This is a genomic window from Thalassoglobus sp. (assembly GCF_048270125.1).
Lineage (GTDB): Bacteria > Planctomycetota > Planctomycetia > Planctomycetales > Planctomycetaceae > Thalassoglobus.
This window is the reverse complement of the sequence record NZ_JBLWTN010000015.1, coordinates 1-26,459: the sequence shown is the minus strand read 5'-3', so window position 1 is coordinate 26,459 and position 26,459 is coordinate 1. Positions and strand designations below refer to the sequence as shown.

The following is a 26,459-nucleotide window of genomic DNA, read 5'->3' as shown; positions in this document are numbered from 1 at the left end:
GCTGGTTAAGTGACGCTATACCTGGAAGGATTGGCTTCAAACTCTGTTGCACATGCTGAACAGCAGAAATAGATGACTACGTCATTGATCTTCTTTGTTGTCCCAGCGCACTTCGGATCAAGCCACATCCCGCAAACAGGGTCGCGAACAGTCGCAAGATCTCCCTGAGTTTCCACCGTCTCGCATGCCATGCAAAAGCAAGAAGGGTGTTGATAGTGTTCGGTACGATAAACTTCCAACAATTGCTCGATCAATTTTTGAGGGTGGTTATCATAGATCAACCGAGCTCCTGTCTCTTTCTGACAAGCCTTCAAGATCTGTGGGATGACATCGGTAATTCCACCGGTCCCCGTGAGAACGCCAATAAGCTTTCCTTCATCATAGGCGATTGCCAATTCTCCTAACGTCCCGCTGCTCCCACCTACAATCACCACGATGTCAGAAGACCGAATATTGACAACTTCACGCCCCATCAACCCGCTACCCGTGAATATGAGTACGTCGTGAAACTCTGCGGGAGAATGATATTTATAAAGATGTTCGTCGAGACTCAGCCCTGGCGAAATGCCGATTACCTGCCCTCCAACCGTATGTGCTCCTTGTGCAGCGGCAAGAGGAAGACCTGGACAGGCACCAGTAATCGTGACGCAGCCAGCCCGGGCAATCTCTTCGCCAAGCAGTCGAGCGGTTTGAAGCGTTTCAGTATCCTGTCCAGTGGCCGCACTTCCCATCACTCCAATTTTCAATGACATGCGTTGACCAGGAACAGCTTGGAGGCCTCTTTTTTGATCGTTCATTACGTTTTCTTTGTCTACAAGTTCTTGTCTGGATCAACGGTTAGCAAATGGCATACCCAGGTTTGCCGTTCAATCTCCGCCCCTCTAACCGGCGATGTAGCTCAACACAGGGCGAATTGACCGAGGACGGTGACAGCTTGGTCCTAAGAATTGGAAACAGATTGATCGGAGATATGAGTTGATACTTTAATCAGAAGCTCTGAGGGTGTGGCAAGCAGACTTTCTCAGAAAATTATTGAGCACAGTCATTTCGGCACAAGAAGTGCCTCATCCACCTGTCACCTCAGTGATTTTCGATCGAGGATCAAACGCAATGAACTCTCAAGAAACCACAATTCTCTACGTTGACGATGACGAACTGTCACGAACAACCGTTTCTCGTCGACTGAGAAGAATGGGGATTCGTGTTTTGGAAGCCAACTCTGCGGAGTCGGCATTTTCCTATCTCGGTACAGAGGATGAAATCGATCTCTTGCTACTTGAGCCAGCAGTGAACCAGCTCTTTGGTCTGGAGCTTTATCGCACGTTGATGAGTCAAGGGCGATTCCTCGCCACGGTGATTTGTACAGCCGCGGTCGAAGAGATTCCGGAAGAAGTTTTGCAAGCCTCAAAGCTTCCAGCCGATTGCTATTGCCGGAAACCATGTTCATTCAATGAACTGTTGCTCTGTATTCAAACGGCCTTGAAACAATCACCAACAGCAACTGAAGGGGCTTGATTTCGTACAGCCATTGGAGAATTAAATCAATCTTCAAATGGGTGATGCATTCTGCTGTGCGAGTTCACAAAGAAAGTGAGGAATGTCTAGAATCGAAGTGATTGTCGAGAAGACTGCTCTAACCAGCGGATGGATCGCGCCCAAGATAGGGCATTAGCTTTTCGACCTCCTGCACATCTTTGAGGCCGACGACCGAAACCGACCGCTTACCGACTCGCCATGTGGCAGCAATTTGCTGATCGAACTCCATGACCGTCGTCGGTTTTCCACCACAGTCGCACTGTCGTTTTTCCCGATGACCGAACCAAATCGCTTGTTCAGCATCATGTTCAAACACGACAAAAGGGTCTCCAGAATCACTGGTGCACATTGTCTTGACGCATTCACAGCAAGGCATCTTCAGTAATTGAATCGATTCGACCGTATAGCCGCTGGGCAGCGAATTCGCGACGACAGGACGATAGCCGACTTGTTTTGTTGCAGTCTCAACACTGACCGTTCGCTGAGGGTATTCACTAAAAAGGTCCTTCAGTGCCTGCTGCGGGCTCGCGGCGTATGAATCTAGATATTCATCGAATTCGATCGTGACCATCGTATGTTGATGGTCATGAGATTGGCTCTGAATTGCGACAAATGAAATGCCGAAGACCATTAGAAGCAGTACTGCGACCACCCATGGTCGTGCCACCTGTCTTCGAGGAGTTGTCAGGATCAGCGGAGCGGGATCTGCTGGTTGACCATCTAAGTCTTGTTGAATTTTCGCCCAAAGGTTGGCTGGCGGTTGAGGGCTCTCGATTGCCTGGTTTAAAACTGAGAGTTGCTTATAGTCATTCAGAACCCGTGAACAATCCGAACAATGTTCCAAGTGTTCTGAGATGGTCTCTCGCTGTTGTTCATCGAGTTGATGATCGAAAAAATGCGAAAGCAAGCTTTGTGTATTTTTACATGTCATTTCATGCTCGCTCATGTCAGCTTTCCCAACCTAGATCTATAAGATGCTCTCGCAATAACTTTCTCGCGCGGTTGAGTCGTGAACCGACTGTCCCTTCTGATATCTGAAGTACTTCAGCAAGCTCGGCATAATTGAGCATCTCAATCTCGCGGAGCTGAAAAATCATGCGCAAGTCTGGATCCAGCCGATTCATTGCCATTTCAAGCAATTCGCAGTCATCTAATCCCATCGTGCTATCGGAGGTCTTTGCTGCGACATCGACATCCGCAGAAAATTCTCGATTGCGTGCACGCGATCTGAGATGCTGTAAGCACTCATTGGTGGCCAAACGATACAACCATGTCTGAAACTGTGATTGATGTTCAAATTGTGAAATTTTCTGAAAGACTTTGAGGAAAATTTGTTGAGTCAAATCAGCAGCATCACATTTTCCGACAATCTTCCCTGCCAGTCGGAAAACTCGCTGGTTGTACTCTTCAAACAAGAGGCGTTGTGCTTCACGGTCACCACGCTGACAAGCGGAAATGTCGAGATGGAGTTGTGAAGTCGCCATGAGTTGTTTGAACGGCACTCATCTACACCTGATTTAGATGATCTGAGACCAGATTTCCTTCGGGAGATTCTTTGATTTCTTGAAAATTGAGCGAGTGCTGAGGCTTCTCAACGAAACGTTTTCATCGATGAGCACCGTTTTTACAAAAAAATTGGATTCTTGTGAAGAAGCTCCTCCTTTCTGGCATCAAAAGGTTAAGGAGAACAGACCTACTCATGACAGTCATACTCACAATCTTAGCCTTGCTCGCCTCAGGAATCCCATCCGAGGCCTGTCGCTGTTGCACAGTGGGTGAGAGTAGTGTGAGTGAGGGCAGCATGAGTGCGAGTAGGGACAGCGAGAATGTACAGAAGTCCGGTCAAATTCTAGAGAACTGTCCGAGATGTGCCTCTCGACAATCCCGATGTCACCAGGCAGGCAACTGCTGCAAGTCTTTGAATCATCCTTGCGATTGCCATCATCAGCCTGTTGCAATATTCATTATCGAAGACAGCCTTGGGAGTGATGCTGAGACTAACAGTGATTCGACGCATGTGCTGTTCTCAATCTTTGACCAACTCAGTGGCGCAAGGCATGGGGACGTCTGGTTAGCCTCGCTTGCGACTCAAGGAACGTCAGCCACCGTTCTTCTATGCCGCTTACAACTCTAATGGCACCGTTGTGTCCGCAAGTGCTTCAAGAAGCGGACGATTCTTTAATTCGGTCAAAACTCTTTTTGTCGTATTGAGAGCGAGTTCACTCTCAAACCGCAACAACACACGATTTGGCGCATGTCGCGCCAGATCCCCACTCGGTGATTGATTTCAATCATTTTCCATAACAGGAGCAACTTAAGATGAACCGTTTCACATTTGCGTCTTTCGCTATCTTGGCAGTTGTTGGCACTGGTCTCATGATCGGGCTAGCAGGCTGCAGTGATTCCGCCTCAACCACTTCATCGACATCACCTTCTCCGGTCTCTACTTCTCCCAATGAGGATGTTGGAGATGATCATGACCATGGAGACCACAGTCATGAAGGGCACGACCACCAGGCCATGAAAGAAGGTCTGGCCGAGTTGTCCGAGACGGACCAAAAAGCAGCCATGCAGCAGCACATCTGTCCTGTGACGGAAGAGATGCTGGGGTCGATGGGAACTCCGCTCAAGGTCAGCCTCGAAAACCAAGACGTCTGGGTCTGCTGTAAGGGCTGTGTCAAAAAAGTGACTGAAAACCCAGAAGAATACCTGGCGAAACTCAAGGAGCACCATGACCACGCTGCTCACCAAGCTGGCGAGCATGGTGACCAAAATCCGGGTGAGTGAGAAAATGTGTTTCTGGAGCCCTTCTCGGGAGCACAGTTCAAACGTGTTCACGAAAGGGCTCATAAGCCAAGAGAGTGAAAAGCAGCTTGCGTGCATCGAGCCCGCCTATGAATCGTCCAATTCAGGGAATTCACTGTCAAATTTGAGTCGTGAGGAACAACTATGAGTGCCCAGTCAATGGACGACAACACCGTCAATGAACGACAACTCGAAGAACAGAAACATTTCCTAAAGCTGACTGGAGAAGATGAAAAATTTGTCGCGGAGCTACAGAGCAGTTTTACGAGTATCGCCTCACAACTGATCGAAAACTTCTACGACCACCTGTTGTCATATACGACGACAAGTAAGTTTTTAAAAGATCCGCGACTTATTGCGCGTCTTAAAAGCATGCAAATTGAGTACTTCAGTGAATTGCTTTCCGGGAAATATGATGCTGAATACGCTCGTAAGCGATTGCAGATTGGGCAGAAACACCAACAGATTGGTTTGGAACCGCGTTGGTATCTCGGTGCATACAACATCTATTTGCAAGAGTGCTTTCCGGCCTTTGCTGCGTCTCTGGGCAAGGAAGTCCCCAAACAACTTCTGTCTCTTCTTAAAGTGATCTTGCTCGACATTGGTTTGACATTGGAGACATATTTCGCGGAATCCAAGAAGTCGCTGAAACGACACAATTCAGAACTCGAACAGGCTCTGCAGATGTACTACCACACGGAAGTGAAATCTCGCCAATATGCCAAACTTGCGGGGCATGAAATTCGTGGTTCCCTCAATGCAATCGGTAACGTTATTGAGGAAGTGGTCGATGATTTTTCGGAAGAGATTCCAGTCGCTGCACGGGATGCATTGCGGTCAGCGAATGAAAGATGTCATCAGGTCATGAAAGTTGTTGAAGATATTTTGTCGAAGTCTGATCTCACGGGAACTCCACAATGGGTTGAAACAGGTCGCCTTCTGGCCGAGATTCAGGACCGGCTACCAATGTACGCTGATGGAACTGACGTTCAACTCATTTTGCCCAGTGAAGCTCCTCGCGTTTGGGCTGATCCCATCGGACTACGAGAAGTTTTCGCAAATCTTGTCTCCAATGCCACGCATCATCTTTCTCCAACTGGAGGGCGCATCGAGATTGAAGCTCAGACGACTCGTGAACGACACATATTCACAGTCTCTGATAATGGTTCTGGAATTCCCCCAGAGCAGCAAACACAAATATTCCAGCCGTTTTATCGAAGTGATGGCCGAAACCACGACGGAAAGGGACTCGGTCTGTATTTCGTAAAGCGAATTACTGAACAGCATGGAGGGCAAGTTTGGGTCGAGTCAGTCGTTGGGAAAGGCAGTCGTTTTTCCTTCTGTCTTCCCACAGAATCACTCTGGGAGCCCACGAATCACGCATTCAAAAATCTTTAGATCGCCATGGCAAGTGCACAAAATGTGTTCCAGATCAACTCCGCAGCAGGACTCGTATTGATGACTGAGCGATTCCATGTTCCATTAAGAATCCTATTCTCTCGCACCTTCCGCGGCAGGTGCTGGTGGAACTTGAGATCCAACTGCGGAATCGACGGCGATGGTTTTCAGATAGGTTCGGGGGACCGCCGTCGGAACGAGACAGTCACAACAGTAGTCATCCAGCATCGAACGTTTTCCGAATTGTGTTCCGATCCATTTCTTCATCCAAGACTTTTTGTAGGTCTTTCCTCCGCAGTAATAGCGTTGCGGATGGAAACAGGGACTATCCCCACAAGGACATGTTCCGACGGCAGGATAAGTATAGGGCTGATAGCCAACTCCAATGCAGGGACGAATTGCTTCATACGAAACATCTGTCTCTAGATTTCCCTTTTGAGGGGAAGGCTCTTCGCCGTTGGTCAAATTTGAAAGCGACAACGGCAGAACACAACACAAGACAATTGTTCGAACAGACACCATGACATCCCCTATTGATACATTTTCCGACATTTTCCCCTTGTATCCGTCGACCATCCTGACCGGAGGAATGAGGGATTCAAGGATGACCGATACGTATTACCCACCCGTCAAACCCGGAACACAGAAGTGAGCGATATCGCCCAGTCCGTGTCCCTGAACCGCCCGCTGCCTCAGGGTCGAGCGACGAAATTGGCTCAGTCTTTGTCCACGACCTCTAGCGGCATGGACACCAAGCGAATCGGAACATCGATTGCGGTAAACCTCAACTCATCCCTTTCAAGAGTGAATCAGAATGTGTCTTAAAAATCTGGCAAAGGTGAAAAAGTGAATTGTGGGAATGAAATCTGAATCCTTAAAAATAAATTTGTTGCTCGTCGATGATGACAATGAGTTGCGAGGATCGATTGCCCGACGGCTTGCGAGACTTGGACACTCGGTAATGGATTTCGAGAGACCGTTACTCGGGATCGAGTCCGCGCGAAAACGACAGTTTGAAGTCGCTTTAATTGACCTCTCGATGCCGGAAATGAATGGCATCGAACTCCTGACTCGGCTGAAAGAGATTGATCCTGCATGTGAAGTGGTCATGCTCACGGGGGAAGCGAGTGTTGAGACGGCTGTCAAAGCGATGCAATTGGGAGCCTATGACTATGTCACCAAACCTTGCTCCTTTGACGAGTTGCTGATCACACTGGGAAAGGCGTATGAACGCCAACAGCTTGGTCGAGAGAATTCCCAGTTGAAAGCTGCTTTGCATCGAACATCAGCGGCTTCAGAAATCGTAGGAGCCACACAGCCGATGCGGCAAATGTTGCGATTGATCGAGAAAACGGCTCCTACCAACAGCCCTGTTCTGATCTTGGGAGAAAGCGGAACCGGAAAGGAACTGGTCGCACGAGCGATCCACCAAAATAGTCAACGTGCCACCAAACCTATGGTGACGATCAACTGCGCTGCCCTTCAAGAGACGTTGCTAGAAAGTGAACTGTTTGGACACGAGAAAGGAGCTTTTACTGGCGCCAGTGCTGCTAAGCCTGGTTTGTTTGAAGTGGCAAACGGCGGAACTCTCTTCGTCGATGAACTGGGGGAACTAGCATCGGGACTGCAAGCCAAACTGCTGAGGGTTTTGGAGGATGGAAGCATGCGTCGTGTCGGTTCAACACGTGAACAACATGTTGATGTCCGGATTGTCGCTGCGACCAATCGTAATTTACAAACGGAAGTTGACGAACATCGATTTCGCGAAGATCTTTTCTACCGCATCAATGTTCTCCCTATAGAGATTCCACCCTTGCGGGAGCGACGAGACGACATTCCTCTTTTAATCGACCACCTGCTAAGTCGATCTGGTCCTGATCGCTGGCAGATGACTGATGAAGCGCGCCAAGCCTTGTGCAACTACCATTGGCCCGGAAACGTTCGAGAGCTTTCAAACATTCTTGAACGTGCCACCATTCTCAGTGAAGACAAAACGATCACTCTTCACGAGTTGCCGGAAGTGATTGGGCGTACCCTTTACTCCGGTGTGTCAGGCATGCCCCTTGACAGTGAAGAGACAGACAATCTGGCAGAACGTGAACGGAGACACGTTGCCAAGGTACTTTTCCGCGAACGTGGAAGTCGGAAGCGGACTGCCGAAGCGCTGGGGATCAATCGCCGTAGTTTGTATCGACTGATCAACAAATATGGTCTGGAAAACAAGGATGAAAACAACATCAATCCAGAGGAGAATTACCCATGACATCCAAGCCCACGATTCCTAGTGCGAATTCGCTTATGAACCGTCGCGTTCATACAGTGACGCCATCAATGACATTGTGGGAAATCGTCACTTTCCTCACGCATCACAAGATTTCTTGCGCTCCGGTGATTTTGGAAACAGGTGATCATCGAAAACAACTCGCCGGTTTTGTTTCTGAACAAGATTGTCTGGAGTTTTTGACTAACGAAATGTTTTACGGAAACCCCCGCCCACCCCAGACGGGGGCAACCATCATGAAAAAACATCCGATTTGTGTGTCACCTGAAACCGATGTTTTCTCACTCTCCTCGATCTTCGTACATCACGGAATGAGACATCTGCCGGTGATCGACGATGAGAATGACCTCTTGGGGTTAGTCAGCCGCCATGACATCTTAAAAGCACTTGAACGCTTGTACGATGCAAGTGACGACGACTGGCGAATAGAACATTTTCCGCCCGATCTCCATTTGATTATGAACCACCGCTTCCTCGCCAACAAATCCTAGAGAGCGCAGACTCACGCTGCGCCTAATTCTCCATGATGACTTGCACTGCGTGACGACAGAGCATGAGTTCCTCGTTGGTTTCAATAACTAGAACTTGCTTCTCAGATTCCTCCGTAGAGATGAGGGCATCACTCACACAGTCCCGGTTGCGATCCGGATTGATTTCAATTCCTAAAAAACTGAGTCCATCGCTCACTGCAGATCGCACAAGTGGGGAATGTGTCCCGACGCCGCCAGTGAACACCAGACTGTCCAGGCCATCCATCGACGCAGCCATACTTGCGATTCCTTGTCGTAAGCGGTGCACGTAGATCTGGAACGCCAGCTGCGAAGGTTTGTGACCGTTCGTCGCTTCTCCAATGACTCGACGGAGATCCCCCGAAACACCTGAGACGCCCAGCAGTCCAGACTGAAAGTTTAGCCCATCCGCAAGTTCGTTCGGAGTAAAACTGCATTCCCGCAGCAAGTAGAGCATGAGGCCTGGATCAAGGTTTCCACAACGAGTTGCCATCATCATCCCTTCCAGCGGCGTGAAGCCCATTGTCGTGTCGATTGACTTCCCATCTTCCACAGCTGTGATTGAAATTCCACTGCCAATATGGGCAATCACCAAACGCGGATGCGGACTCTCGTCCTCCAGTATTTTGTAAGCTCGATTTGTGCAATATTCGTGACTCAATCCATGAAAACCAAAGCGACGTATTTGCCATCGCTCTGTCCATTGTTGAGGAATCGGATAAGTTGCCGCCACAGCCGGGATCGTGGCATGAAAGGCGGTGTCAAAAACTCCGATGTGAGGAATTTGAGAGAGAGCCTTACGTGCGGCTTTGATCACCTCAAGCGAACCGGGGAGGTGTAGTGGCGCCAGTGGAACGAGCAGTTCGAGTGAGGTTTCCACCGCTGATGTGATACGAAGCGGCTTTGTAAACTCGGGTCCACCATGAACAATTCGATGGGCGACGAACTCAATTGGCCTCTCGTCCAGAAGAAGACTCAACTCAGCGACCAATCGTTCCAACGCAACCGGAAAACCTCTCCATTCCAACTCGAAATCCTGCACGACTTCCTGCCCCGATCGGCAGAGATACCGAGCCTCGGAACCAGCCCAGGAGAATTGACCGTGGAACAATTGTCGTTCATCAATGGAATCAAGCAGGCTGAATTTCAAACTACTCGACCCTGCATTTAAAGCGAGAACCAGCATGTTTACTCACCATTCTTTGTGGCAGAGACTTCATCTGATGTTCGCCACTTCCAGTTTTTCACCTCAGCAAGGTCTTCGCCATGCTCCTCAATGTACTGTTTGTGGTGAATGAGCTTGTTTCGCATTTTCTGTTCGAGATTTGCCGCAGCTGCTCGTAGGTGAGGAACACGCTCAATGACGTCGAGAACCAAATGGAATCGATCAAGATCGTTCAGAACGACCATGTCAAACGGTGTGGTTGTTGTTCCTTCTTCCTTGTATCCACGAACATGTAAATTTCTGTGATTTGATCGACGATAGGTCAACCTGTGAATGAGCGTGGGGTAGCCGTGGTAAGCAAAAACAATCGGTTTGTCTGTCGTAAACAGGACATCGAACTCTCGATCATTGAGTCCATGCGGATGCTCGCTCGGCGGTTGCAACTTCATGAGATCCACAACATTAATCACGCGCACTTTGAGATTAGGCAGATGCGTTCTTAACAAATCGACAGCAGCTAAAGTTTCGAGTGTGGGAACATCGCCACAACAAGCCATGACCACATCAGGTTCCGAGCCTTGATCACTACTCGCCCAATCCCAAATCCCTAAGCCAGCTGTGCAATGCTTGATCGCAGCATCCATATCCAGCCATTGTAATGCTGGTTGTTTTCCAGCAACAACAACATTGACGTAATCACGACTTTTCAAGCAGTGGTTCGTGACGCTGAGGAGAGTATTTGCATCGGGAGGCAGATAGACGCGAATGATTTCCGACTTTTTGTTGACAACATGATCAATGAAACCGGGATCCTGATGGCTGAAGCCGTTATGGTCTTGTCGCCAAACGTGCGAAGTCAGTAAGTAATTCAAACTGGCAATCGGCCTTCGCCATGGAATCTGCCGAGTGATTTTCAACCATTTCGCATGTTGGTTAAACATGGAATCAACGATGTGAATAAATGCTTCGTAGCAGGAAAAAAATCCATGTCGACCGGTGAGTAAATACCCTTCGAGCCAGCCTTGGCATTGATGTTCGCTGAGCATTTCCATGACACGACCATCGGCAGCGACATGGTCGTCGGATTCGGTAATCTCTGCTGTCGAACACCGAGCCGTTGTTTCAAAAACAGCTCCCCAACGATTGGATGCCGTTTCGTCAGGACTGAATACTCGAAAGTTAGCAGTTTCTTCGTTCAGTTTGAAAATGTCACGAATCATGTTGCCTTGAGTTCGTGTCGCTTCAGCGACAACCCGTCCCGGTTGAGGGACGTCCACGGCATAGTTCTGGAAGTCAGGCAGGTTGAGATCTCGTAAAAGTGCGCCACCATTTGCATGAAGATTCGCTCCCATCCGACGTTGACCCACTGGTGCAAGTTCAGCGATCTCTCCTCGGAGTCGACCATTCTCATCGAAGAGTTCTTCCGGTCGATACGATTTCATCCAATTCTCCAGCACTTCTAGGTGTTCCTGGTTTGCATGCATCGATCCCAGAGGAACCTGATGTGACCGCCAAGACCCTTCTGCGGGATGACCATCAATCTCGGAGGGGCATGTCCAGCCTTTGGGAGTGCGTAAGACGATCATGGGCCACTTGGGACGCGAACGAAAACCATTCCCGCGCGCCTCATGTTGAATCTGACGAATCTCGCGAACAACTTGGTCCAACGTCTCCGCCATCTTCACATGCATGGCTGCCGGATCATCACCTTCTACAAAGTGAGGTGTGTACCCATAACCTCGAAAGAGCTGATCAAGCTCTTCATGACTGATTCTCGCGAGAACTGTCGGACCTGCGATCTTGTAACCATTCAAATGGAGAATCGGGAGGACAGCACCATCGCAAACGGGATTCAAAAACTTATTGGAATGCCAACTGGTCGCCAGCGGACCGGACTCTGCTTCGCCATCACCGACCACACAAGTGGCAATCAGGTCTGGATTGTCAAAGACTGCCCCGTAGGCGTGGGACAGGGCGTACCCCAGTTCCCCCCCTTCATGAATCGAACCTGGAGTTTCAGGAGCGACATGGCTGGGAATTCCACCAGGAAAAGAGAATTGTTTAAACAACAAGCTCATTCCTTCCGCATCCTGAGAAATCGTCGGATAGACTTCGGAGTAGGTCCCTTCCAGGTAGGTGTTGGCAACCATTCCCGGTCCACCATGCCCGGGACCAGTGATATAGATCATGTCTAAATCATGATTCTTAATGACACGATTCAAATGAGCATAAATGAAGTTCAACCCTGGAGTCGTTCCCCAGTGTCCAAGCAATCGAGGCTTAACATTGTCAAAGGACAGAGGCGTTTTCAATAACGGATTGTCGAGTAGATAGATCTGCCCGACAGAAAGATAATTCGCTGCTCGCCACCAGGAATCGATTCGAGAGAAGGTTTCTGTAGATGAAGATGGTGCCATGACATTTCCTGCGAAATTGAATTCAATAAGTCAAGTGATGTGTGGAATAAGAAGTGCAAATTGCCCATGACTGTTTGTGATTCCTTAACCAGCATACGACATACCTCTTTGTTACTTACGAAGAAGAAACACCAATATCGTATCTTGGAGAAGTCAGGCATTCAAAAACGCAATCTCGCCCTGAGCGGATGTGACCGAGCGGAGGGGCGATATCGCTCATTCAGCCTTGAGCTGGCGAGCCACTTTAAAACTGAGATAAAATGAAGCCTACCCAGTACTCCTGCCTGCATTGTAAGAAACACGCAAGTGAAGCAGAATTGCAAAGTCCAATCGTTCCTGATTGGGAAGCTTCTGAAGGAACCCCATTTCCACTTGGTGTTTCTTGGATCGTACCGCAGCAAGCCTGGAATTTTGCACTTTATTCGAAGCACGCAACATCATTGTCACTACTGTTGTACTCCGAAGACGACCTCGTTGATCCACTCCTCACATTTCAATTTGATGGCATCCTTAACAAGTCTGGTCCAGTCTGGCACGCTCGCATCTTACGCTCTAATTGTCCCGCTGCAAAATACTATGCCTATCGAGTAGCGGGACCAGAGAATGACAACGGCTTCCACGCCATCGCATTCGACCCCAGTAAAATTCTGCTAGATCCGTATGCCAAATCAGTACACTTTCCCAAGAATTTCGACCGTGAATCCGCAAGTCAGCCCGGAGCGAACGATGGGAAAGCACCGCTGGGCTTGTTGACGGTCTGTCAGTGCCCATCGCCGAACCGACCGGTTCATCGAATTCGTCACGGTGCGAATCTCATCATATATGAATTGCATGTGCGGGGTTTCACTCGACATGCGAGTTCCGAAGTTTCCGAACAGAGACAGGGGACCTTCGCGGGGATCATCGACAAGATCCCTTACCTAAAAAAACTCGGGGTCACTGCTGTTGAATTGATGCCAGTCTTTCAGTTCGATCCAGATGAGCAGAATTACTGGGGTTACATGCCGCTGAACTTCTTTTCTCCCCATCAGAGCTATGCCACTGAAGGAGACGCCTGCCAGCAACATACGAATTTCCGAGAGATGGTCGATGCCCTGCACGCCGCTGAAATCGAGGTCATTCTTGATGTCGTTTACAACCACACAAGCGAAGGTGGTCAATCCGGTCCGACCTACTGCTATAAGGGATTTGACAATGGAACATATTACATCGCAAATGAAGCTTCAACTTACATCGCAAATGAAGCTTCAACAAATCACGAACCGTATGCCAATTTCAGCGGAACAGGCAACACTCTGCAGACGTCAAATCGAGTTGTACAGCAATTAATTCTGGACAGCCTCCGCTATTGGGCTCTTGAAATGGGCGTTGATGGGTTTCGTTTTGATCTGGCGTCCATCTTTACACGAAATCCTGACGGTGGAATCAACGTTGAAGACCCACCCTTGTTTGCCCAAATCGCAGACGATCCTGCTCTCAAGAGTGTTCGATTGATTGCCGAGCCGTGGGATGCTGGCGGTGCCTATCAGCTCGGTCGTGCTTTTCCTGGGATTCATTGGCATCAATGGAACGGTCGCTATCGTGACACACTACAGCGATTCGTCCGTGGAGATGACGGTATGATTGGCGACCTCATGACGCGTCTGTACGGCAGCGCTGACCTCTTTTCTGACGACTTGTCACAAGCGTTTCGACCATTTCAAAGCATCAACTATGTAACGTCACATGATGGTTTTTCGCTTTACGACCTTGTCTCCTACAACCGAAAGCGGAACGCAGCTAACGGGCATAACAACATGGATGGACACGACGATTTCAGCTGGAATTGTGGTGCAGAAGGTGACGACAATCTTTCGCAAGACGTCATTCAACTCCGAAAACTACAGGTCCGAAACTTCTTTTGCCTGTTAATGCTGTCGAACGGTACTCCGATGTTTCGGATGGGCGACGAATTTCTAAACACTCAACAGGGCAATAGTAATCCCTATAACCAAGACAATGAAACCTCTTGGTTGGACTGGAATTTACTCGAAGAAAATCAGGACGTCTTTCAGTTCGTATCTCAGATGATTGCTTTTCGCAAGTCACATCCGACACTCTCACGTTCCCACTTCTGGCGCAACGATATCCAGTGGTACGGCGCTCACGGGACTGTCGACATGTCTGCCCCCTCACGGACCCTCGCCTTCTTCCTGGAGAAAGAAATTCCAGAGGACGAGGATCTCTACGTGATGGTCAACTCAAGTGCTGAGAAAGTACAATTTAAAATCAGTGCCAAACAGGAAATGAATTGGCAACTGAGAATCGACACTGCCCGCATTGATTCTCAATATATCTCGCTCTCCGAGACAGCGAGCGTTCTCGATCAACCGTACTACGTTCTCCAGCCACGTTCGGTGGTTGTACTCACTCATCAATGAGTCGTAATTTGGTGTTCATACCAAATTGACTCCTTGGTCGGAGCCCCGCAGGCGATATCGCTCATCATTTCCAGACTCTTACGATCCTGAGCGTACTGCCACGAATAAAGAAAAGCTGGTGATTTCTCATTCTGGGATAGTTTCAGACCAACGTCGGAAATCCATCGTCAAAAATTTGATGACTGGTATGGACTTTGCCTTGAGGTTTGCTCGTCAAGAATTGTATGAGGCAAGGGGAGTGAGGCATGATCAGGAGTTGTTTCGAAAGCAATTGTGGGGAGGATCAACATATCGAAGAGACTGTTCAAAAACAGCTCTTCGAAATTCGTCGATTCTCTCAATCTGAAATTTCAGTTGATGTTGCCATGGGCCAGGTCGTTCTTCGTGGCAACGTATCCAGTTGGTACCGAAAGCAACTCGCTCAGGAAACCGTCTTCGCGATCACTGGAGTACACTCTGTGCAAAACTTGATCACAGTCAGAACTCAATAGGCTCTGTTTTCTCACCACCAAACCTATCAGGGACGCAAGGATGATCGTTCTCAGTCGCAAACAAGGTCAGACAATTCGAATTTCCGATGACATCGAACTCTCGGTTGTTCGCGTTCGTGGTCGCCGCGTGACCATTGGCATTCGTGCTGATCCCTCAATTCCGATTCACCGCGTCGATGGCAACTCGACAAATTTTCTTCCCACTGATTGCCAGAGCAGTCTCGAACTCCCATCGTCATAGAATGGTGAATCGGATTCGCATTGCGATCAATAGTCGCTCTCAAATTCGTGATACCCAGGTCATCGCTTGTCACTTTTAGAACAATAGTGCTTCGAGGAATGATTCCTCGGACTGAGAGAATCTTGCCTTGTCAATGTCGTTACGCTGCACACTCAATAACTGCTCTTCATGCAAATTAGTCAGGCATCAATGATGTTTCCCAACAAGAATTCAGTAGCATACTTTTCGATGGAAATCGCCCTTGCCCCGGAGATTCCGACTTATAGTGGTGGCTTGGGGATGCTGTCTGGCGACACGATACGCTCTGCCGCTGACCTGAAGATTCCCATGGTGGCTGTTTCGTTGTTGCATCGCAAAGGATATTTCACTCAAGGAATCGATTCGGAAGGGCGACAATTCGAGCAACCCGCCGCGTGGGAGGTAGAAAGTAAACTGGTCGAACTTCCACAGCGTGTCAACGTACTCATTGAAAACCGCACGGTTCATCTCCGCGCCTGGAAGTACGAAGTTATCGGTTGTTTTGGATTCCGCGTTCCTGTCATTTTACTGGATAGTCATCTACCAGAGAATTCCGAGTGGGATCGATCCTTGACAGATCACCTGTATGGAGGTGATCAACACTATCGACTTTGTCAAGAAGTGATTCTAGGAATCGGCGGGGTCAAAATGCTGCGGGCGCTGGGGTACAGTAATCTTCAAACATTTCATATGAACGAAGGTCATGCCAGCTTACTGACATTGGAGCTTCTCGATGAAAGGTTACGACAATCAGGTCAGTCTATTCTAACTGACGCAGATGTCGAAACGGTTCACGATCAGTGCGTTTTTACGACGCATACCCCAGTTCCTGCAGGACATGATCAGTTTCCGATGGATTTGGTGTCACGTGTCCTGGGAGATCGAGATGTCTACGGAATGAAAAACATCTTCTGCTGCGAAGGGAAACTCAACATGACGTTTCTGGCTATGAATCTCAGTCGCTACATCAATGGGGTTGCCAAACGTCATGGTGAAGTATCGCAACATATGTTCGCAAAATACAAAATTGATTCCATTACCAATGGTGTCCATGCAGCGACGTGGGTTTCTCCGGCATTCCAAGACCTATTTGATCGCCGAATCCCCGGTTGGCGCGAAGATAATTTCAATTTGCGTTACGCATCAGGAATTCCGACAGACGAAATTTCACAAGCGCATCAAGTAGCCAAGCAGCAATTACTGGATGAAGTGGAGCGATTAACCAACGAGACACTCGACCCGAATGTGTTCACGATTGGTTTTGCCCGCCGAGCCACTGCCTATAAACGCCCTGACCTATTGTTGGATGACATCGACCGCTTGCAGAAGCTCACAGACCAATTTGGTCCCATGCAAATTGTGTATGGAGGCAAAGCCCACCCGCATGATGATCAAGGAAAGGAGATCATTCATCATGTGTACCAGTCACGAAAATCCCTCGGTGAGAAGATTCGGCTCGTCTATTTACCGAACTATGAAATGAAGTTGGGTCAGCTGATGACATCTGGTGTCGATCTCTGGCTTAACACACCTGAACCACCCCTGGAAGCCTCTGGGACGAGTGGAATGAAAGCAGCCCTGAATGGTGTTCCGTCGCTCAGCATCCTTGACGGTTGGTGGATCGAGGGCTGTACGGAAGGTGTCACCGGTTGGGCGATCGGCGAAGACGATCATCAACAACATGCAACTGATCGTTGCGAAGACGCGAACTCACTCTACGATAAACTTGAGCATGTCATCTTCCCGCTCTATTTGCAGGTCACGCAAGACTACGCGGAAGTGATGAGACACGCCATTTCTCTGAATGGCTCGTTTTTCAATACGCAACGCATGATGCAGCAATACGTAGTGAAGGCTTATTTTTAACTTCTTAGCTCCGTATCTTCTCGTTCTGTCGCGATGTGTTTTGTTTGCACCACGAACAAAAAGCCCGACTGCCGCATTGTTTCGTTCAGTCGAGCCAATTGAAACGGTGATGACGACGTTCCTTGTAAGATTCGAAGATTAGTGCCCGTAGTAGCCGTGTCCACCGCCGTAGTAACCGTGATCACCACCGTAGTCCCCATGACCGCCACCATAGTAGCCATGTCCACCGCCGTAGTAACCGTGATCACCACCGTAGTCCCCATGACCGCCACCATAGTAGCCATGTCCACCACCGTAGTATCCGTGACCTCCTCCGTAGTACCCATGACCGATTCCAATACTCAAGCTAGGGCTGTAGTAAGTGCTATACGCAGGGGCGTATGAATATCCAGCCGTTGAGTAGGCATGCCCGTGACGGCGATGCGCTCGCCGACCAGCTTCTGCTGAATTCTCAGCAACAGACATAGTTAGCCCCAAGATTGCAAATCCGAGTAGAAGATGTTTCATAATAGACCTCTTAAATTGAGTTACATTTTCTGCTTCCTGCAATTGAACCGATTCCATCCGGCGACTTTCTTATTCTACGACCCGCCATTTTTGTGTCTCGCAATGAATTCGAGAAAACGGCAATTCTTTGAAAAGTAACTTCAGTGCGAGCGAAAACGCCCACACCTGGCAAAGGGTGTGGGCGTCATTGACTCTCATGATCGTGACAAGGAAATCCTAAAGGTATTTCTCGGGGTTGTTCTGGACGGTCCCGACGCATCCTTGGCAACAGACATAGATCGACTTGCCTCCCACACTCACTCGAATCGGCTTGCCCATCGATCCCAAAGGTCCCTCTGTAACTGGGCACGTTTTTTGTCGCAAGGCGATCGGTTGTTCATTTGTAGGTAACAACGCAACGCCTTTCATTTCTGAGGGAATATCAACTTGCTGCTGAGGAACACGGCCAGGCGAAATTGGAGTTCTCACATTTCCAGTAGGAAGCGGTGGAGGAGATCCGATCATCGAAGGACTTTGTTTTTCCCGCGCCCACAGTACGAGTGATTGTCCCAGCTGATCGACCGCCTGCTGACTTTGCCCTGCTTGTGAACTTCTCAGAAATTGGCTCAAACGCTGTAACGGCATGACAATCGGGCGTGCTTCGTTAATAAGCATGTCTGGAGTTGCTCCACGAATTTCACTTTGACCGAGAGTCTGTGTGACAGTGACGATACTATTCGCATCAGCCATGATGCTGGAGAGGTATTGATGCCCCTGCATTTCATAACGCAATGAGTTGGCAAGGCGGGTCGCCAGTTGTTCAAGTTCTGTTGTCCGCGAGCGATTGAAAGTTGTAAGTTGAGAGTTGCCGAAGTAACGGGACGGCAGAATTTCAGAATTGACCTGCACATTGTTGTTTCCGGAGCAACAACCTGTTGTACAGCTTCCTAGCGGAGCAGCATTTGAAAATTGTTGTGCAGGAGCGATTCCGCTCGGTACGGATTGCATACGCTCAGATTGAATCGTTGAAGTCGAAAAGTTGGGCACGGGTGGGTGACTTCCTGGAAGTTGGTCACCATGATCGTGACCGTCATGTGCAAACGACGTTGTCGATATTGCAACGAGTGAAGCGATAATTCCCAGGTGAATTCTGTGTTTCAAATCGAACATATTCAAGTTCCTTAGTAATTGTTGTGACAAATCACCTGGTGCTTCCTGCACAACCGATCCCTTTGATGTTGAGGTTTTTGTCTCGCAGGTGATAAAGGCAAGTAACGTGCCATGAATCGACCAAAAACGGATTCGCGAAATGGTTAGTGGGATTCCGTGCAGGTAAGCAATTGTCACTGCGTTGAGAGTGGCTTGAGCTGAACAGCTCTTAATCGCATCGACCACAAACGTCTTCGAATCGATCACACAGAAAAGAGATTTAGAACCTTCTGCTCTACTGCTCACCCACGGAATTCACCATGACCGTATCAAGCCGATGAGGCGGCCCCAACCGCTTCTATGGAGAACGCTCTGATGAGGTCAATGATGCTTATAGAGACCAGCCCCCAGGATGTCATTCCAGGATGTTGTCTGGTGGCATTGATGGCACTGGTTCACTTTGGCGTGTGGTTTCCCAGCGACGCGTGCAGAGATCATATTGAAGTGCATCATGTAGTGACTGGGAGGAGCTTGATGGCACTGAGCGCAATCGGTTGATGTGGGAGAGGGGTGTCGGAACTCCGGAATTGTCCAGCGATCCGTGGCATGGCACTGTGCACAGTCCTGGCCAAAGAGCGTGAAGTGCCGATCATCATTCGCGTGGCAAGTGGCACAGTTCAGGAGGACTTCTCCGGGTGTGATGTGTGGATGAGGCGGATTCGCTTTGAGGCTTCCGCTAAGTATCCAGTCTTCGATTTTCTGGGCAATCTGTTGTGATTGGTGATCTGGCCTGTGCTCTGCCTTGAGTTGTCGTAAACCGATCTTGACCAATTGTGAGTGATCCATGTTTGTGGGGCGATGATTCAACCCCAGGTGTTCAATATGACATTCCTTGCAGCTACTGACGTTGGCATGAAATGAAGTCGGTTGACGCCTCAAAAGAGACTCGTTGTTCGCGTGACACACGATGCATTTGGAGGTCTCGACCCCCACAACCGACGTGTGGCAAGCAGCACAGTTGTTCTCTAAATGTGAATGGGCCGCGGAGAGTGCGCCAGGTTCCGTCATACGTTGCCATGTCGCTGGCTGTTTGAAACCAGAATCGGCAGGTGTCAATAGCCAGACGGTGATCAGAAGAACTCCAATACCAGTAGCGATGACGATATTCTTGCCTCGCTTTGCCATCTCGACTCCAAACAAATTCAGTGGATACGAAAAACTAACGACTGATTCCTTCAATCGAACCAGCGCAAACCAAAATGAATAGCAGCCCAAATGTGTAGCGCCATGAGGATGTACAACACGAATGAAATCAAGATGTGAAATTTAAGCCATTTTCCAAACCACAATTTAAAATGCTCATGTGTTTTGATCGCATATTCAACATCCGCGATGGACTCAGACATACGGATCATGTTCTCGACATCTCTGCCCGAAGCTGTCGTAGTCTCAATGTGAAACATGGAGTTCACAAGACGTTGGACAATCCCGCTCGATTGTTGCAGTTGCTGGGCGCGCTCCGGATTTGCGGAGACGTCAGCTATCGCTGCCTGATAGGTGGTTTGCAGTGTTGCCAGCAATGCTTCTTTTTCACGAATTTCCGATGAAAATTGTTTCATCAAATACCGTCCCACAAACCCGCTCAAGACCACGAGAATTGTCATCGCTGTCAACACAATCCCCAATGGACTTTCGTATTTGTGACCACTGTGAATGACGACCAAGACTGGACCAAGCACTCCCGCATAGATGTGCCATGCCAGTAGTGTTCTCATGGAAACGTATTTTGTAACACGTTGTTTTAACGATTTGACTCTTTTGACAATGAGGTAGAGTAATGGAACCATCATGAGCAATGCTCCACTCACCCCGAAAATGCCTCCGAGCCAACTCCCCGCAAAGCGGGGCGACTGATGAAACGGGAACCCAAGCCAGAGTACGAGCAGGAGCAATACGAGCCCGGATACAATCAGACGTTCTTTCTCTTTCATATCAGGCCTCCACAGTTACGTCACCTGTTGACTTCGCCTGGCAAGTGAGAATCATTCCGGCTGCTTTTTCGTCAGGCTCTAAACCATCTTCGACTTCCATCGTCACGTCTCCAGCCAGGAGCTTCGCTACACAAATTCCACAGGTGCCGACCCGGCAGGAGTAATCGATATCGACTCCAACGCGTTCCGCAGCTTCGAGAACCGTTTCATCTGCCTCCAATGACGTCGACAGTTCCGATTTGCTGAAAGTCACTTTCCCGGTCGAGGAACTGGCTGCTGCAGACTCGGTCGTTTCAGACTTTGCCTGCCGTGCCGCAGCCTTAATATGGGGCTTTTGTTGCGAGCCAAAGTTTTCGGTATGAATTCGATCAGCGGGAACACCGAGTTCGACGAGCATCTCTTTTGTCGAGTCCATCATGGCTGGTGAACCACACAGATGAACCCACTGTGACTCAATGTCAGGAATCCATTCCCTGAAGAGTTCTTTGCTGAGTCGCCCTTTTCGGTAACCAGCGACATCCTTCTCAATACGACTCATGGCGACATGCAGATGAACATTCGCATGTTTGTGTTGCAGACGTTCGAGTTCATCCTTGAAGATGAAATGTTCTGGGTCGCGACAAGCCGCGATAAATTGGATCTCTCCTGGCCATCCCATGTCAGTCAATGCTCGGGCAATACTCATCATTGGTGTGATCCCGACTCCACCGCCAATGAGCACGACGCTGTTCGCTTCACTCCCAGTGAAAATGAATTTTCCACTCGGGGCCTGAACCTCGAGCATGTCACCTTCTTTCACCGTGTCGCAGAGATACCGTGACCCGATTCCCTGGTCTTCCCGCTTGACGGTAATTTCACAGTAATACCCTTGGGTGGGAGACGAAGAGATCGTGTAGCTACGACGAATCGGCTTGTCACCGACAGGAAGTTTCAGTGTCAGGAACTGACCTGGTAGATAACTGAAAGGCAGCGGTCCCCCGTGACAGGCGACAAGTCGGAAGGTCTTGACATCTTCGGTCTCCTGAAACATTTGAGAAACGCGCAAGCGGCAGAGTTTGCGTTTTGCAACTCGTAATACTCCTTCGGAGAGATTTTCGGCATCAATGTCGATCGTACCAGCGGTACAATCATCATCAGTATTCGAGCAACAATCAGCTTCAGCGGAGGTGTCACTTCCTGTACCTGATTTGGTTGTTGTTGGTTGGCTGGTTGGCTTTAGCTCGACGACCGCACGTTGCTTTGCCACAGAAGGATCAACAGCGGTGCTTGTGCTCATACCTGCTGAGTCGCCCGATGCCAGCATCTGCATCAACTCAGTTGCTCGCCGCATCTTGAAGAAATACATCCAGATCATCACACCTGAGAACAGCAATAGTAACAGCATGATCGACGTGTGAAAGGCTGACATCCCTAAAATTTGAAAACCCCTTGCTTCTGGTGCAGGGGGGAAGAGGTTCATTTCTTTCCGAAACCACTGAACGGCCACATTTCGTGGTGCTTGACCTTCGGCGATCGCGCGATGTGCTGCTAAACCACTTTCAAATTGAGCGAGACCTTCGCTGATCATAGTGGTCGCAGTTTGCATGGCTGTAAAGTCATTGCCAGGCGCTGCATCTGTCAGTTGATCGAATCCTTGATTCATGAATTGTGTTCCATCAATCATCCGCTGATGAGCTTCGACTTCGATCTGCATGCGTTCTTCCATAGGGAGATCGGGCAGTCCCATCAAGCGGGGATACATTTCCTTCGGCTTGGGGGCTCCCATCTTTTTCATCATGCCACCCATCATTCCACCGCCATTCTCACCTCCGCCCATCATTCCGCCACCGCCCATCATTCCACCACCGCCCATCATTCCACTACCTTGCATTCCCTTACCTTGCATCTCACCTCCGCCTTGGGACTGCGCAGCGTTCGCTTGTTCAGGATGGTGCTTCGCATGTTCTTCGGGAGAGACCTGAGCATGAATATCGCCTGCCATGCTCAAGCAGATCAAAATAATCAATATCATCAGTCGCGTATGATGATCGTGATGGTCGAAATCAGATTTGATAAGTTGATTCAACATTTCACGCCAGTATCCCACGAGAACAGGTTTGGGTGACCAATGGGTGACTTCAGCAATCATCAGGATCTTTCAAGAGGACGGATTCGGTTCGCTGCTCTGGAGTTATTGATGGGGACGAGGCAGCGGGACGTGCAGAAAAGTATGTACTGGTGCCAAGCGAACTCACTGCTTCACCAAGCCGAGAGAGAGCATGGATGTATGCGGCTGTTCTCAGATCAACTTGATGCAATTCTGACAAATGGTAGATGTTGTTGAACTCTCTCGACATGATCGATTGCAGTCGCGACGTGACCCTCTCGACTTCCCAAGGGTCTCCTGTTCGATTTTGAACCCATTCGAAATAGCTGACGGTGACTCCACCCGCGTTCGCCATAATGTCTGGGACAATGAGAATTCCATTTTCCTTCAAGATCTCGTCTGCCTCCGCGGAGGTTGGACCGTTTGCGACTTCGATGATTACTGAGGCCCGAATGTCTTTGGCGTTGCTGAGAACGATCTGCTCCTGAAGTGCTGCCGGGATAAGAATGTCCACATCGAGTGTTAACAACTCTTGATTTGAGATTCGCGTGCGTGAAGCGTTGGCTTCCGTCTCGCAGTGACAGTCATTTTTGCCACAGAGTTGGCAATCGCAAACCGATTGTTCAGGATAGAATCCCTGACCGACATTTTTACGTTGAATTGCCGTGGGGATGTCAATTCCTTCCGGTTGAAGGATCCCCCCCTGAGAGTCACTAATAGCGATGATGCGGTAGCCGTCATTGAACAACAATCTTGCCACGTGCTGTCCTGCGTTTCCGAACCCTTGGACTGCCACTCGGATATTCTCTGGACTCCAGTTCCGAATTCTCTCCAGTTCTTTAATGCAGTAATACGCTCCTCGACCCGTTGCATCGTCTCTCCCCAAACTCCCTCCCAACGGAATCGGTTTGCCGGTGATCACTGCGGGTGTGCGTTCACGGTGGATTTTGGAATACTCGTCCATCATCCAGCCCATGATCATTGGGTTTGTGTACACGTCTGGCGCAGGGACATCTGTTGCAGGGCCAATGAAGTCTGCCATGCGTTGGATGAAGCCACGACTCAGGCGTTCAAGCTCCAGTCGTGAAAGTTGTTTGGGGTCAACGAGCACTCCTCCTTTAGCACCACCAAATGGAATTCCAACGACCGCACATTTACATGTCATCCAAAATGCGAGCGTCTTAATCTCATCGAGGTTGATCTGGGGATGGAAACGGAGCCCTCCTTTTGTCGGACCCCGCGTGTCATCGTGACGTACTCTGAATCCATGAAACAATTTCAGAGATCCATCATCCATGCGAACCGGGACGACGACTTCGAGCATTGAAATCGGTTCTTGAAGCCGTTGGAAAGCCTCGGTGTCGAAATCAATGTACTGAGAAGCCTTATCGAGGCGGCTCAATGCATCCGAGAAGAGACTGTGAGTAAGCTCTTGATTCATAAGGAGTTCTTTCAGACAAGCAAGCGTCGGAGTTCATTCAATCCAGTAAGAACACCCTCTAGTCATGGTCTTCATGCTGATGCTTGTGACCTGTTTTCGTCGCACAAATAAACATGGCGTCATCACCACATTTTGAGCAAACATGTTTGACTTGCTTGTGTTTTCCTTGACCATCACCCGTCCCAACCACTTCAACAGAACCTTTGCAGACGTGACAGTTATGCTTGTTGCCAATGGTCATCATCCTGACATGAGATTGATCTTTCCCGACTTGATGTACGGTGACAATCTTGCAATGACTGCACACCATGGCGAGGGAGTCCCCTGGCTTCAGCGATTCTGCTTCTGCCTGGGTATTGATATGTGTCAGGTGCTGCGGAACAGGATGTGCCTTCTCATGTTGTTCATGTGCGGCTTGTGCAGGATTCATTGTCTTGATAAACAAAACACCAGCGACAGCAATCGACGCGAACACAATGACGCTGGGATAATACTTTGAGAATGAATTCATGGTTTTGCTTTTCGTAGTTAAGGTTGAAGGAGAAGATCATTGACATGAGTTTCAACGAGAGAAGTGCTGCTCGTGGCGGCACAATTCACTAGCATCATCACACGTCAACAAACTGATTCAGAGAGCCCAATTCATTCGGAACGCAGTTGGGACAATCATGTGATTGTTGGTCGAGAGCCAGGCAGCACCATTCTCCGTCAACGACGAATTTGTACTCATGGTGCCCCTGAGACAGCTTCAGTTTGATCGACCAAATTCCATCGTCGTCCTTTTTCATGGGAGTCGCATTGGGCTGCCAATCGTTGAACGTGCCTGCGAGGAATACTTCTTGTGCCTCTGCTGCGAAACACTGAAATTCAATAGATTTCTTCGACTGTTTGGACATTTCACACCTCAAGGAAACGAATTGAAAAATTGGGAACTTCACGACTTCCAGATGGGTCACTCTTCCTTGGCATGGTCTTTTGAAATCGCACCAACGAGTTCACTCCGTTGCTGATCGGTCAGGATCTTTGCGGCCTCACCCACACGACGAATGAAGGCAATTCTCTGACCTCCACGCAACGATTCGATTTTACGAATCGCCTTTTCAATCTCATCGATTTCGGGAGCGTCAGAACTCGTTAATTTCCAAAGCTCTTGCTCAGCAGCTTCAGTATTCCGATCAGCTTCATCTTGCTCTAGGAGTGCTTGTTGTTTGATCTCATTCAGTGACTTCTGCTGTTTGGCTGTGAGTGTGATGTGATCAGAATGGTTAAGAAAGAACCCCGTTGAGCCGACATGGTAGAGGTGAGACGCTCCCGGAAAACCAGGTAAGGCTGTGGTCATGGTCATTGTTTTCATGCCGCCCGGCTGCATGCCCATCATCGACATCATCCCACCGCCCATCTTCCCTTTTTCGGGCATCATCCCACCCATCCCCTTCATATTCATACCGGTACCCGAGTTGTTTGAATCAGACATCCCTTGCATGCTTCCACCTTGCATTTGCCCCATGCCCATGCCTCGCATGCCCATCCCCATCTTCATCCCTTGCATCCCTTTCGCCATGCCCATTTTTCCCATACCCATGCCATTCATGGTGCTTTCACCTTGGCCAGAATGGTTTTGTTTCAACGCTGCTTCGAGCTTTGCTACCTTTTGTTGCAATTCACGCAATTGATCAACCAGTGACATCGCGTTGGGAGGATGTACCGCATGAGTTTGGTCCATCTCAGCAGAATCTGTCGCATCGTCAGCGACGACATTCTGATGAGTGAGTGACATGGCTGCAAATAAAAGAGTAAGAACGAAACCGCAGCTCAAACCAAGTTTTGTGATGAGCCGATTATCTATATGCCGCACTGTGAGTCTCCCTGATAAGAGTTGAATTCGGGTTGGGTCACATCTGAATGCGAAGACTGTGCCATTCCACGGAAAGTTCAGAGCACCGCACACATCGCAGCAAAATTTCAAGGCAAGCAAGTTTTGTCGAGAGTGCCGTCGGGCGAAGCGTCTCATGGATGGGCGATTTCGCTCGCTGTGCGATTAGAATGCTCAGTGCAGAATGCTCAGTGCAGAATGCTCAGTGCAGAATGCTCAGTGCAGAATGCTCAGTGCAGAATGCTCAGTGCAGAATGCTCAGTGCAGAATGCTCAGTGCAGAATGC

Annotated in this window: 24 protein-coding genes; 9 read left to right on the top strand and 15 right to left on the bottom strand. The window is 49.1% G+C overall.

The annotated features are described in order from the left end of the window. Positions 1 to 5: 5 nt before the first annotated feature. A complete protein-coding gene (locus ACN0YR_RS15970) occupies positions 6 to 752 on the bottom strand; it encodes a protein containing YHS domain protein (protein ID WP_417850237.1) in 747 nt (248 codons plus the stop codon). Positions 753 to 1,110: 358 nt separating this feature from the next. Here ACN0YR_RS15970 and ACN0YR_RS15965 point away from each other — a divergent pair, with 358 nt between their 5' ends. Next, entirely contained in the window at positions 1,111 to 1,515 is a 405-nt protein-coding gene (locus ACN0YR_RS15965) for a response regulator (RefSeq protein WP_145196954.1), read from the top strand. A gap of 118 nt (positions 1,516 to 1,633) precedes the next feature. Here ACN0YR_RS15965 and ACN0YR_RS15960 read toward each other — a convergent pair whose 3' ends face one another. Together ACN0YR_RS15960 and ACN0YR_RS15955 are read right to left on the bottom strand one after the other, a co-directional pair. Then, entirely contained in the window at positions 1,634 to 2,482 is an 849-nt protein-coding gene (locus tag ACN0YR_RS15960) for an anti-sigma factor family protein (RefSeq protein WP_417850236.1), read from the bottom strand. Position 2,483: 1 nt separating this feature from the next. Beyond that, positions 2,484 to 3,038: an RNA polymerase sigma factor gene (locus tag ACN0YR_RS15955; RefSeq protein ID WP_197442088.1), complete on the bottom strand. Its 555-nt coding sequence runs from the start codon at positions 3,036 to 3,038 to the stop codon at positions 2,484 to 2,486. Positions 3,039 to 3,855: 817 nt separating this feature from the next. Between ACN0YR_RS15955 and ACN0YR_RS15950 the strand changes: the two genes are divergently transcribed. Both ACN0YR_RS15950 and ACN0YR_RS15945 read left to right on the top strand, forming a co-directional pair. After that, positions 3,856 to 4,323: a hypothetical protein gene (locus ACN0YR_RS15950; RefSeq protein ID WP_145196958.1), complete on the top strand. Its 468-nt coding sequence runs from the start codon at positions 3,856 to 3,858 to the stop codon at positions 4,321 to 4,323. Between the two features lie 162 nt (positions 4,324 to 4,485). Next, positions 4,486 to 5,739 carry a protoglobin domain-containing protein gene (locus tag ACN0YR_RS15945; RefSeq protein WP_417850235.1) on the top strand — a complete coding sequence of 418 codons (1,254 nt, stop codon included), beginning with the start codon at positions 4,486 to 4,488 and terminating at the stop codon, positions 5,737 to 5,739. Between the two features lie 93 nt (positions 5,740 to 5,832). On the opposite strand, the gene ACN0YR_RS15940 is transcribed toward ACN0YR_RS15945, so the two are convergent. Continuing rightward, positions 5,833 to 6,261, bottom strand: coding sequence for a hypothetical protein (locus tag ACN0YR_RS15940; RefSeq protein WP_417850234.1), 429 nt, complete (start codon positions 6,259 to 6,261; stop codon positions 5,833 to 5,835). 337 nt (positions 6,262 to 6,598) lie between these two features. Between ACN0YR_RS15940 and ACN0YR_RS15935 the strand changes: the two genes are divergently transcribed. Together ACN0YR_RS15935 and ACN0YR_RS15930 are read left to right on the top strand one after the other, a co-directional pair. Next, positions 6,599 to 8,002, top strand: coding sequence for a sigma-54-dependent transcriptional regulator (locus tag ACN0YR_RS15935; RefSeq protein ID WP_145196964.1), 1,404 nt, complete (start codon positions 6,599 to 6,601; stop codon positions 8,000 to 8,002). Further along, a complete protein-coding gene (locus ACN0YR_RS15930) occupies positions 7,999 to 8,511 on the top strand; it encodes a CBS domain-containing protein (RefSeq protein WP_145196966.1) in 513 nt (170 codons plus the stop codon). Before ACN0YR_RS15935 ends, ACN0YR_RS15930 begins: the two co-directional genes overlap by 4 nt. A 22-nt stretch (positions 8,512 to 8,533) precedes the next feature. Here the strand turns inward: ACN0YR_RS15930 and ACN0YR_RS15925 are convergent, their stop codons facing one another. Continuing rightward, positions 8,534 to 9,715, bottom strand: coding sequence for an acetate/propionate family kinase (locus ACN0YR_RS15925; RefSeq protein WP_145196968.1), 1,182 nt, complete (start codon positions 9,713 to 9,715; stop codon positions 8,534 to 8,536). Positions 9,716 to 9,717: 2 nt separating this feature from the next. Then, a complete protein-coding gene (locus ACN0YR_RS15920) occupies positions 9,718 to 12,111 on the bottom strand; it encodes a phosphoketolase (protein WP_417850233.1) in 2,394 nt (797 codons plus the stop codon). A 260-nt stretch (positions 12,112 to 12,371) separates the two neighbouring features. Between ACN0YR_RS15920 and ACN0YR_RS15915 the strand changes: the two genes are divergently transcribed. From ACN0YR_RS15915 to glgP, 4 genes are all read left to right on the top strand, one after another. After that, a complete protein-coding gene (locus ACN0YR_RS15915; RefSeq protein ID WP_417850232.1) occupies positions 12,372 to 14,531 on the top strand; it encodes a glycogen debranching protein in 2,160 nt (719 codons plus the stop codon). 245 nt (positions 14,532 to 14,776) lie between these two features. Further along, positions 14,777 to 15,022: a BON domain-containing protein gene (locus tag ACN0YR_RS15910; protein ID WP_145196974.1), complete on the top strand. Its 246-nt coding sequence runs from the start codon at positions 14,777 to 14,779 to the stop codon at positions 15,020 to 15,022. 40 nt (positions 15,023 to 15,062) lie between these two features. Next, the gene (locus ACN0YR_RS15905) at positions 15,063 to 15,263 is read left to right on the top strand and encodes a carbon storage regulator (protein ID WP_145196976.1); all 201 of its coding nucleotides are present in this window, start codon (positions 15,063 to 15,065) and stop codon (positions 15,261 to 15,263) included. A 168-nt stretch (positions 15,264 to 15,431) separates the two neighbouring features. Beyond that, positions 15,432 to 17,147 (top strand): alpha-glucan family phosphorylase, encoded by a 1,716-nt coding sequence (glgP, locus tag ACN0YR_RS15900; protein ID WP_197442089.1) that lies wholly within the window; start codon positions 15,432 to 15,434, stop codon positions 17,145 to 17,147. A gap of 138 nt (positions 17,148 to 17,285) precedes the next feature. Here glgP and ACN0YR_RS15895 read toward each other — a convergent pair whose 3' ends face one another. The 9 genes from ACN0YR_RS15895 to ACN0YR_RS15855 all read right to left on the bottom strand — a co-directional run bounded on the left by ACN0YR_RS15895 (position 17,286) and on the right by ACN0YR_RS15855 (position 26,077). Then, positions 17,286 to 17,654 (bottom strand): hypothetical protein, encoded by a 369-nt coding sequence (locus ACN0YR_RS15895; RefSeq protein WP_417850231.1) that lies wholly within the window; start codon positions 17,652 to 17,654, stop codon positions 17,286 to 17,288. Positions 17,655 to 17,870: 216 nt separating this feature from the next. Next, a complete protein-coding gene (locus tag ACN0YR_RS15890; RefSeq protein ID WP_417850230.1) occupies positions 17,871 to 18,803 on the bottom strand; it encodes a hypothetical protein in 933 nt (310 codons plus the stop codon). A gap of 360 nt (positions 18,804 to 19,163) precedes the next feature. Then, positions 19,164 to 19,967, bottom strand: a complete 804-nt coding sequence (locus ACN0YR_RS15885) for a hypothetical protein (RefSeq protein WP_417850229.1) — start codon at positions 19,965 to 19,967, stop codon at positions 19,164 to 19,166. Between the two features lie 50 nt (positions 19,968 to 20,017). After that, the gene (locus tag ACN0YR_RS15880) at positions 20,018 to 20,773 is read right to left on the bottom strand and encodes a hypothetical protein (protein ID WP_417850228.1); all 756 of its coding nucleotides are present in this window, start codon (positions 20,771 to 20,773) and stop codon (positions 20,018 to 20,020) included. Position 20,774: 1 nt separating this feature from the next. Then, positions 20,775 to 22,901 carry a 2Fe-2S iron-sulfur cluster-binding protein gene (locus ACN0YR_RS15875; protein ID WP_417850227.1) on the bottom strand — a complete coding sequence of 709 codons (2,127 nt, stop codon included), beginning with the start codon at positions 22,899 to 22,901 and terminating at the stop codon, positions 20,775 to 20,777. Then, positions 22,891 to 24,300, bottom strand: coding sequence for a Glu/Leu/Phe/Val family dehydrogenase (locus ACN0YR_RS15870; protein WP_417850226.1), 1,410 nt, complete (start codon positions 24,298 to 24,300; stop codon positions 22,891 to 22,893). Before ACN0YR_RS15870 ends, ACN0YR_RS15875 begins: the two co-directional genes overlap by 11 nt. 58 nt (positions 24,301 to 24,358) lie before the next feature. Continuing rightward, positions 24,359 to 24,811: a hypothetical protein gene (locus tag ACN0YR_RS15865; protein ID WP_417850225.1), complete on the bottom strand. Its 453-nt coding sequence runs from the start codon at positions 24,809 to 24,811 to the stop codon at positions 24,359 to 24,361. 97 nt (positions 24,812 to 24,908) lie between these two features. Beyond that, positions 24,909 to 25,196, bottom strand: coding sequence for a glycogen-binding domain-containing protein (locus ACN0YR_RS15860; RefSeq protein WP_417850224.1), 288 nt, complete (start codon positions 25,194 to 25,196; stop codon positions 24,909 to 24,911). A gap of 56 nt (positions 25,197 to 25,252) precedes the next feature. Next, positions 25,253 to 26,077: a hypothetical protein gene (locus ACN0YR_RS15855; RefSeq protein WP_417850223.1), complete on the bottom strand. Its 825-nt coding sequence runs from the start codon at positions 26,075 to 26,077 to the stop codon at positions 25,253 to 25,255. Positions 26,078 to 26,459 lie beyond the last annotated feature (382 nt).

Excerpts from the sequence above, each read along its gene's own strand:
- ACN0YR_RS15970 (WP_417850237.1), bottom strand. The coding sequence starts at position 752 with ATGTCATTGAAAATTGGAGTGATGGGAAGTGCGGCCACTGGACAGGAT.
- ACN0YR_RS15965 (WP_145196954.1), top strand. The coding sequence starts at position 1,111 with ATGAACTCTCAAGAAACCACAATTCTCTACGTTGACGATGACGAACTG.
- ACN0YR_RS15960 (WP_417850236.1), bottom strand. The coding sequence starts at position 2,482 with ATGAGCGAGCATGAAATGACATGTAAAAATACACAAAGCTTGCTTTCG.
- ACN0YR_RS15950 (WP_145196958.1), top strand. The coding sequence starts at position 3,856 with ATGAACCGTTTCACATTTGCGTCTTTCGCTATCTTGGCAGTTGTTGGC.
- ACN0YR_RS15945 (WP_417850235.1), top strand. The coding sequence starts at position 4,486 with ATGAGTGCCCAGTCAATGGACGACAACACCGTCAATGAACGACAACTC.
- ACN0YR_RS15940 (WP_417850234.1), bottom strand. The coding sequence starts at position 6,261 with ATGGTGTCTGTTCGAACAATTGTCTTGTGTTGTGTTCTGCCGTTGTCG.
- ACN0YR_RS15935 (WP_145196964.1), top strand. The coding sequence starts at position 6,599 with ATGAAATCTGAATCCTTAAAAATAAATTTGTTGCTCGTCGATGATGAC.
- ACN0YR_RS15930 (WP_145196966.1), top strand. The coding sequence starts at position 7,999 with ATGACATCCAAGCCCACGATTCCTAGTGCGAATTCGCTTATGAACCGT.
- ACN0YR_RS15925 (WP_145196968.1), bottom strand. The coding sequence starts at position 9,715 with ATGCTGGTTCTCGCTTTAAATGCAGGGTCGAGTAGTTTGAAATTCAGC.
- ACN0YR_RS15920 (WP_417850233.1), bottom strand. The coding sequence starts at position 12,111 with ATGGCACCATCTTCATCTACAGAAACCTTCTCTCGAATCGATTCCTGG.
- ACN0YR_RS15915 (WP_417850232.1), top strand. The coding sequence starts at position 12,372 with ATGAAGCCTACCCAGTACTCCTGCCTGCATTGTAAGAAACACGCAAGT.
- ACN0YR_RS15910 (WP_145196974.1), top strand. The coding sequence starts at position 14,777 with ATGATCAGGAGTTGTTTCGAAAGCAATTGTGGGGAGGATCAACATATC.
- ACN0YR_RS15905 (WP_145196976.1), top strand. The coding sequence starts at position 15,063 with ATGATCGTTCTCAGTCGCAAACAAGGTCAGACAATTCGAATTTCCGAT.
- glgP (WP_197442089.1), top strand. The coding sequence starts at position 15,432 with ATGCAAATTAGTCAGGCATCAATGATGTTTCCCAACAAGAATTCAGTA.
- ACN0YR_RS15895 (WP_417850231.1), bottom strand. The coding sequence starts at position 17,654 with ATGAAACATCTTCTACTCGGATTTGCAATCTTGGGGCTAACTATGTCT.
- ACN0YR_RS15890 (WP_417850230.1), bottom strand. The coding sequence starts at position 18,803 with ATGTTCGATTTGAAACACAGAATTCACCTGGGAATTATCGCTTCACTC.
- ACN0YR_RS15885 (WP_417850229.1), bottom strand. The coding sequence starts at position 19,967 with ATGGCAAAGCGAGGCAAGAATATCGTCATCGCTACTGGTATTGGAGTT.
- ACN0YR_RS15880 (WP_417850228.1), bottom strand. The coding sequence starts at position 20,773 with ATGAAAGAGAAAGAACGTCTGATTGTATCCGGGCTCGTATTGCTCCTG.
- ACN0YR_RS15875 (WP_417850227.1), bottom strand. The coding sequence starts at position 22,901 with ATGATTGCTGAAGTCACCCATTGGTCACCCAAACCTGTTCTCGTGGGA.
- ACN0YR_RS15870 (WP_417850226.1), bottom strand. The coding sequence starts at position 24,300 with ATGAATCAAGAGCTTACTCACAGTCTCTTCTCGGATGCATTGAGCCGC.
- ACN0YR_RS15865 (WP_417850225.1), bottom strand. The coding sequence starts at position 24,811 with ATGAATTCATTCTCAAAGTATTATCCCAGCGTCATTGTGTTCGCGTCG.
- ACN0YR_RS15860 (WP_417850224.1), bottom strand. The coding sequence starts at position 25,196 with ATGTCCAAACAGTCGAAGAAATCTATTGAATTTCAGTGTTTCGCAGCA.
- ACN0YR_RS15855 (WP_417850223.1), bottom strand. The coding sequence starts at position 26,077 with ATGTCACTCACTCATCAGAATGTCGTCGCTGACGATGCGACAGATTCT.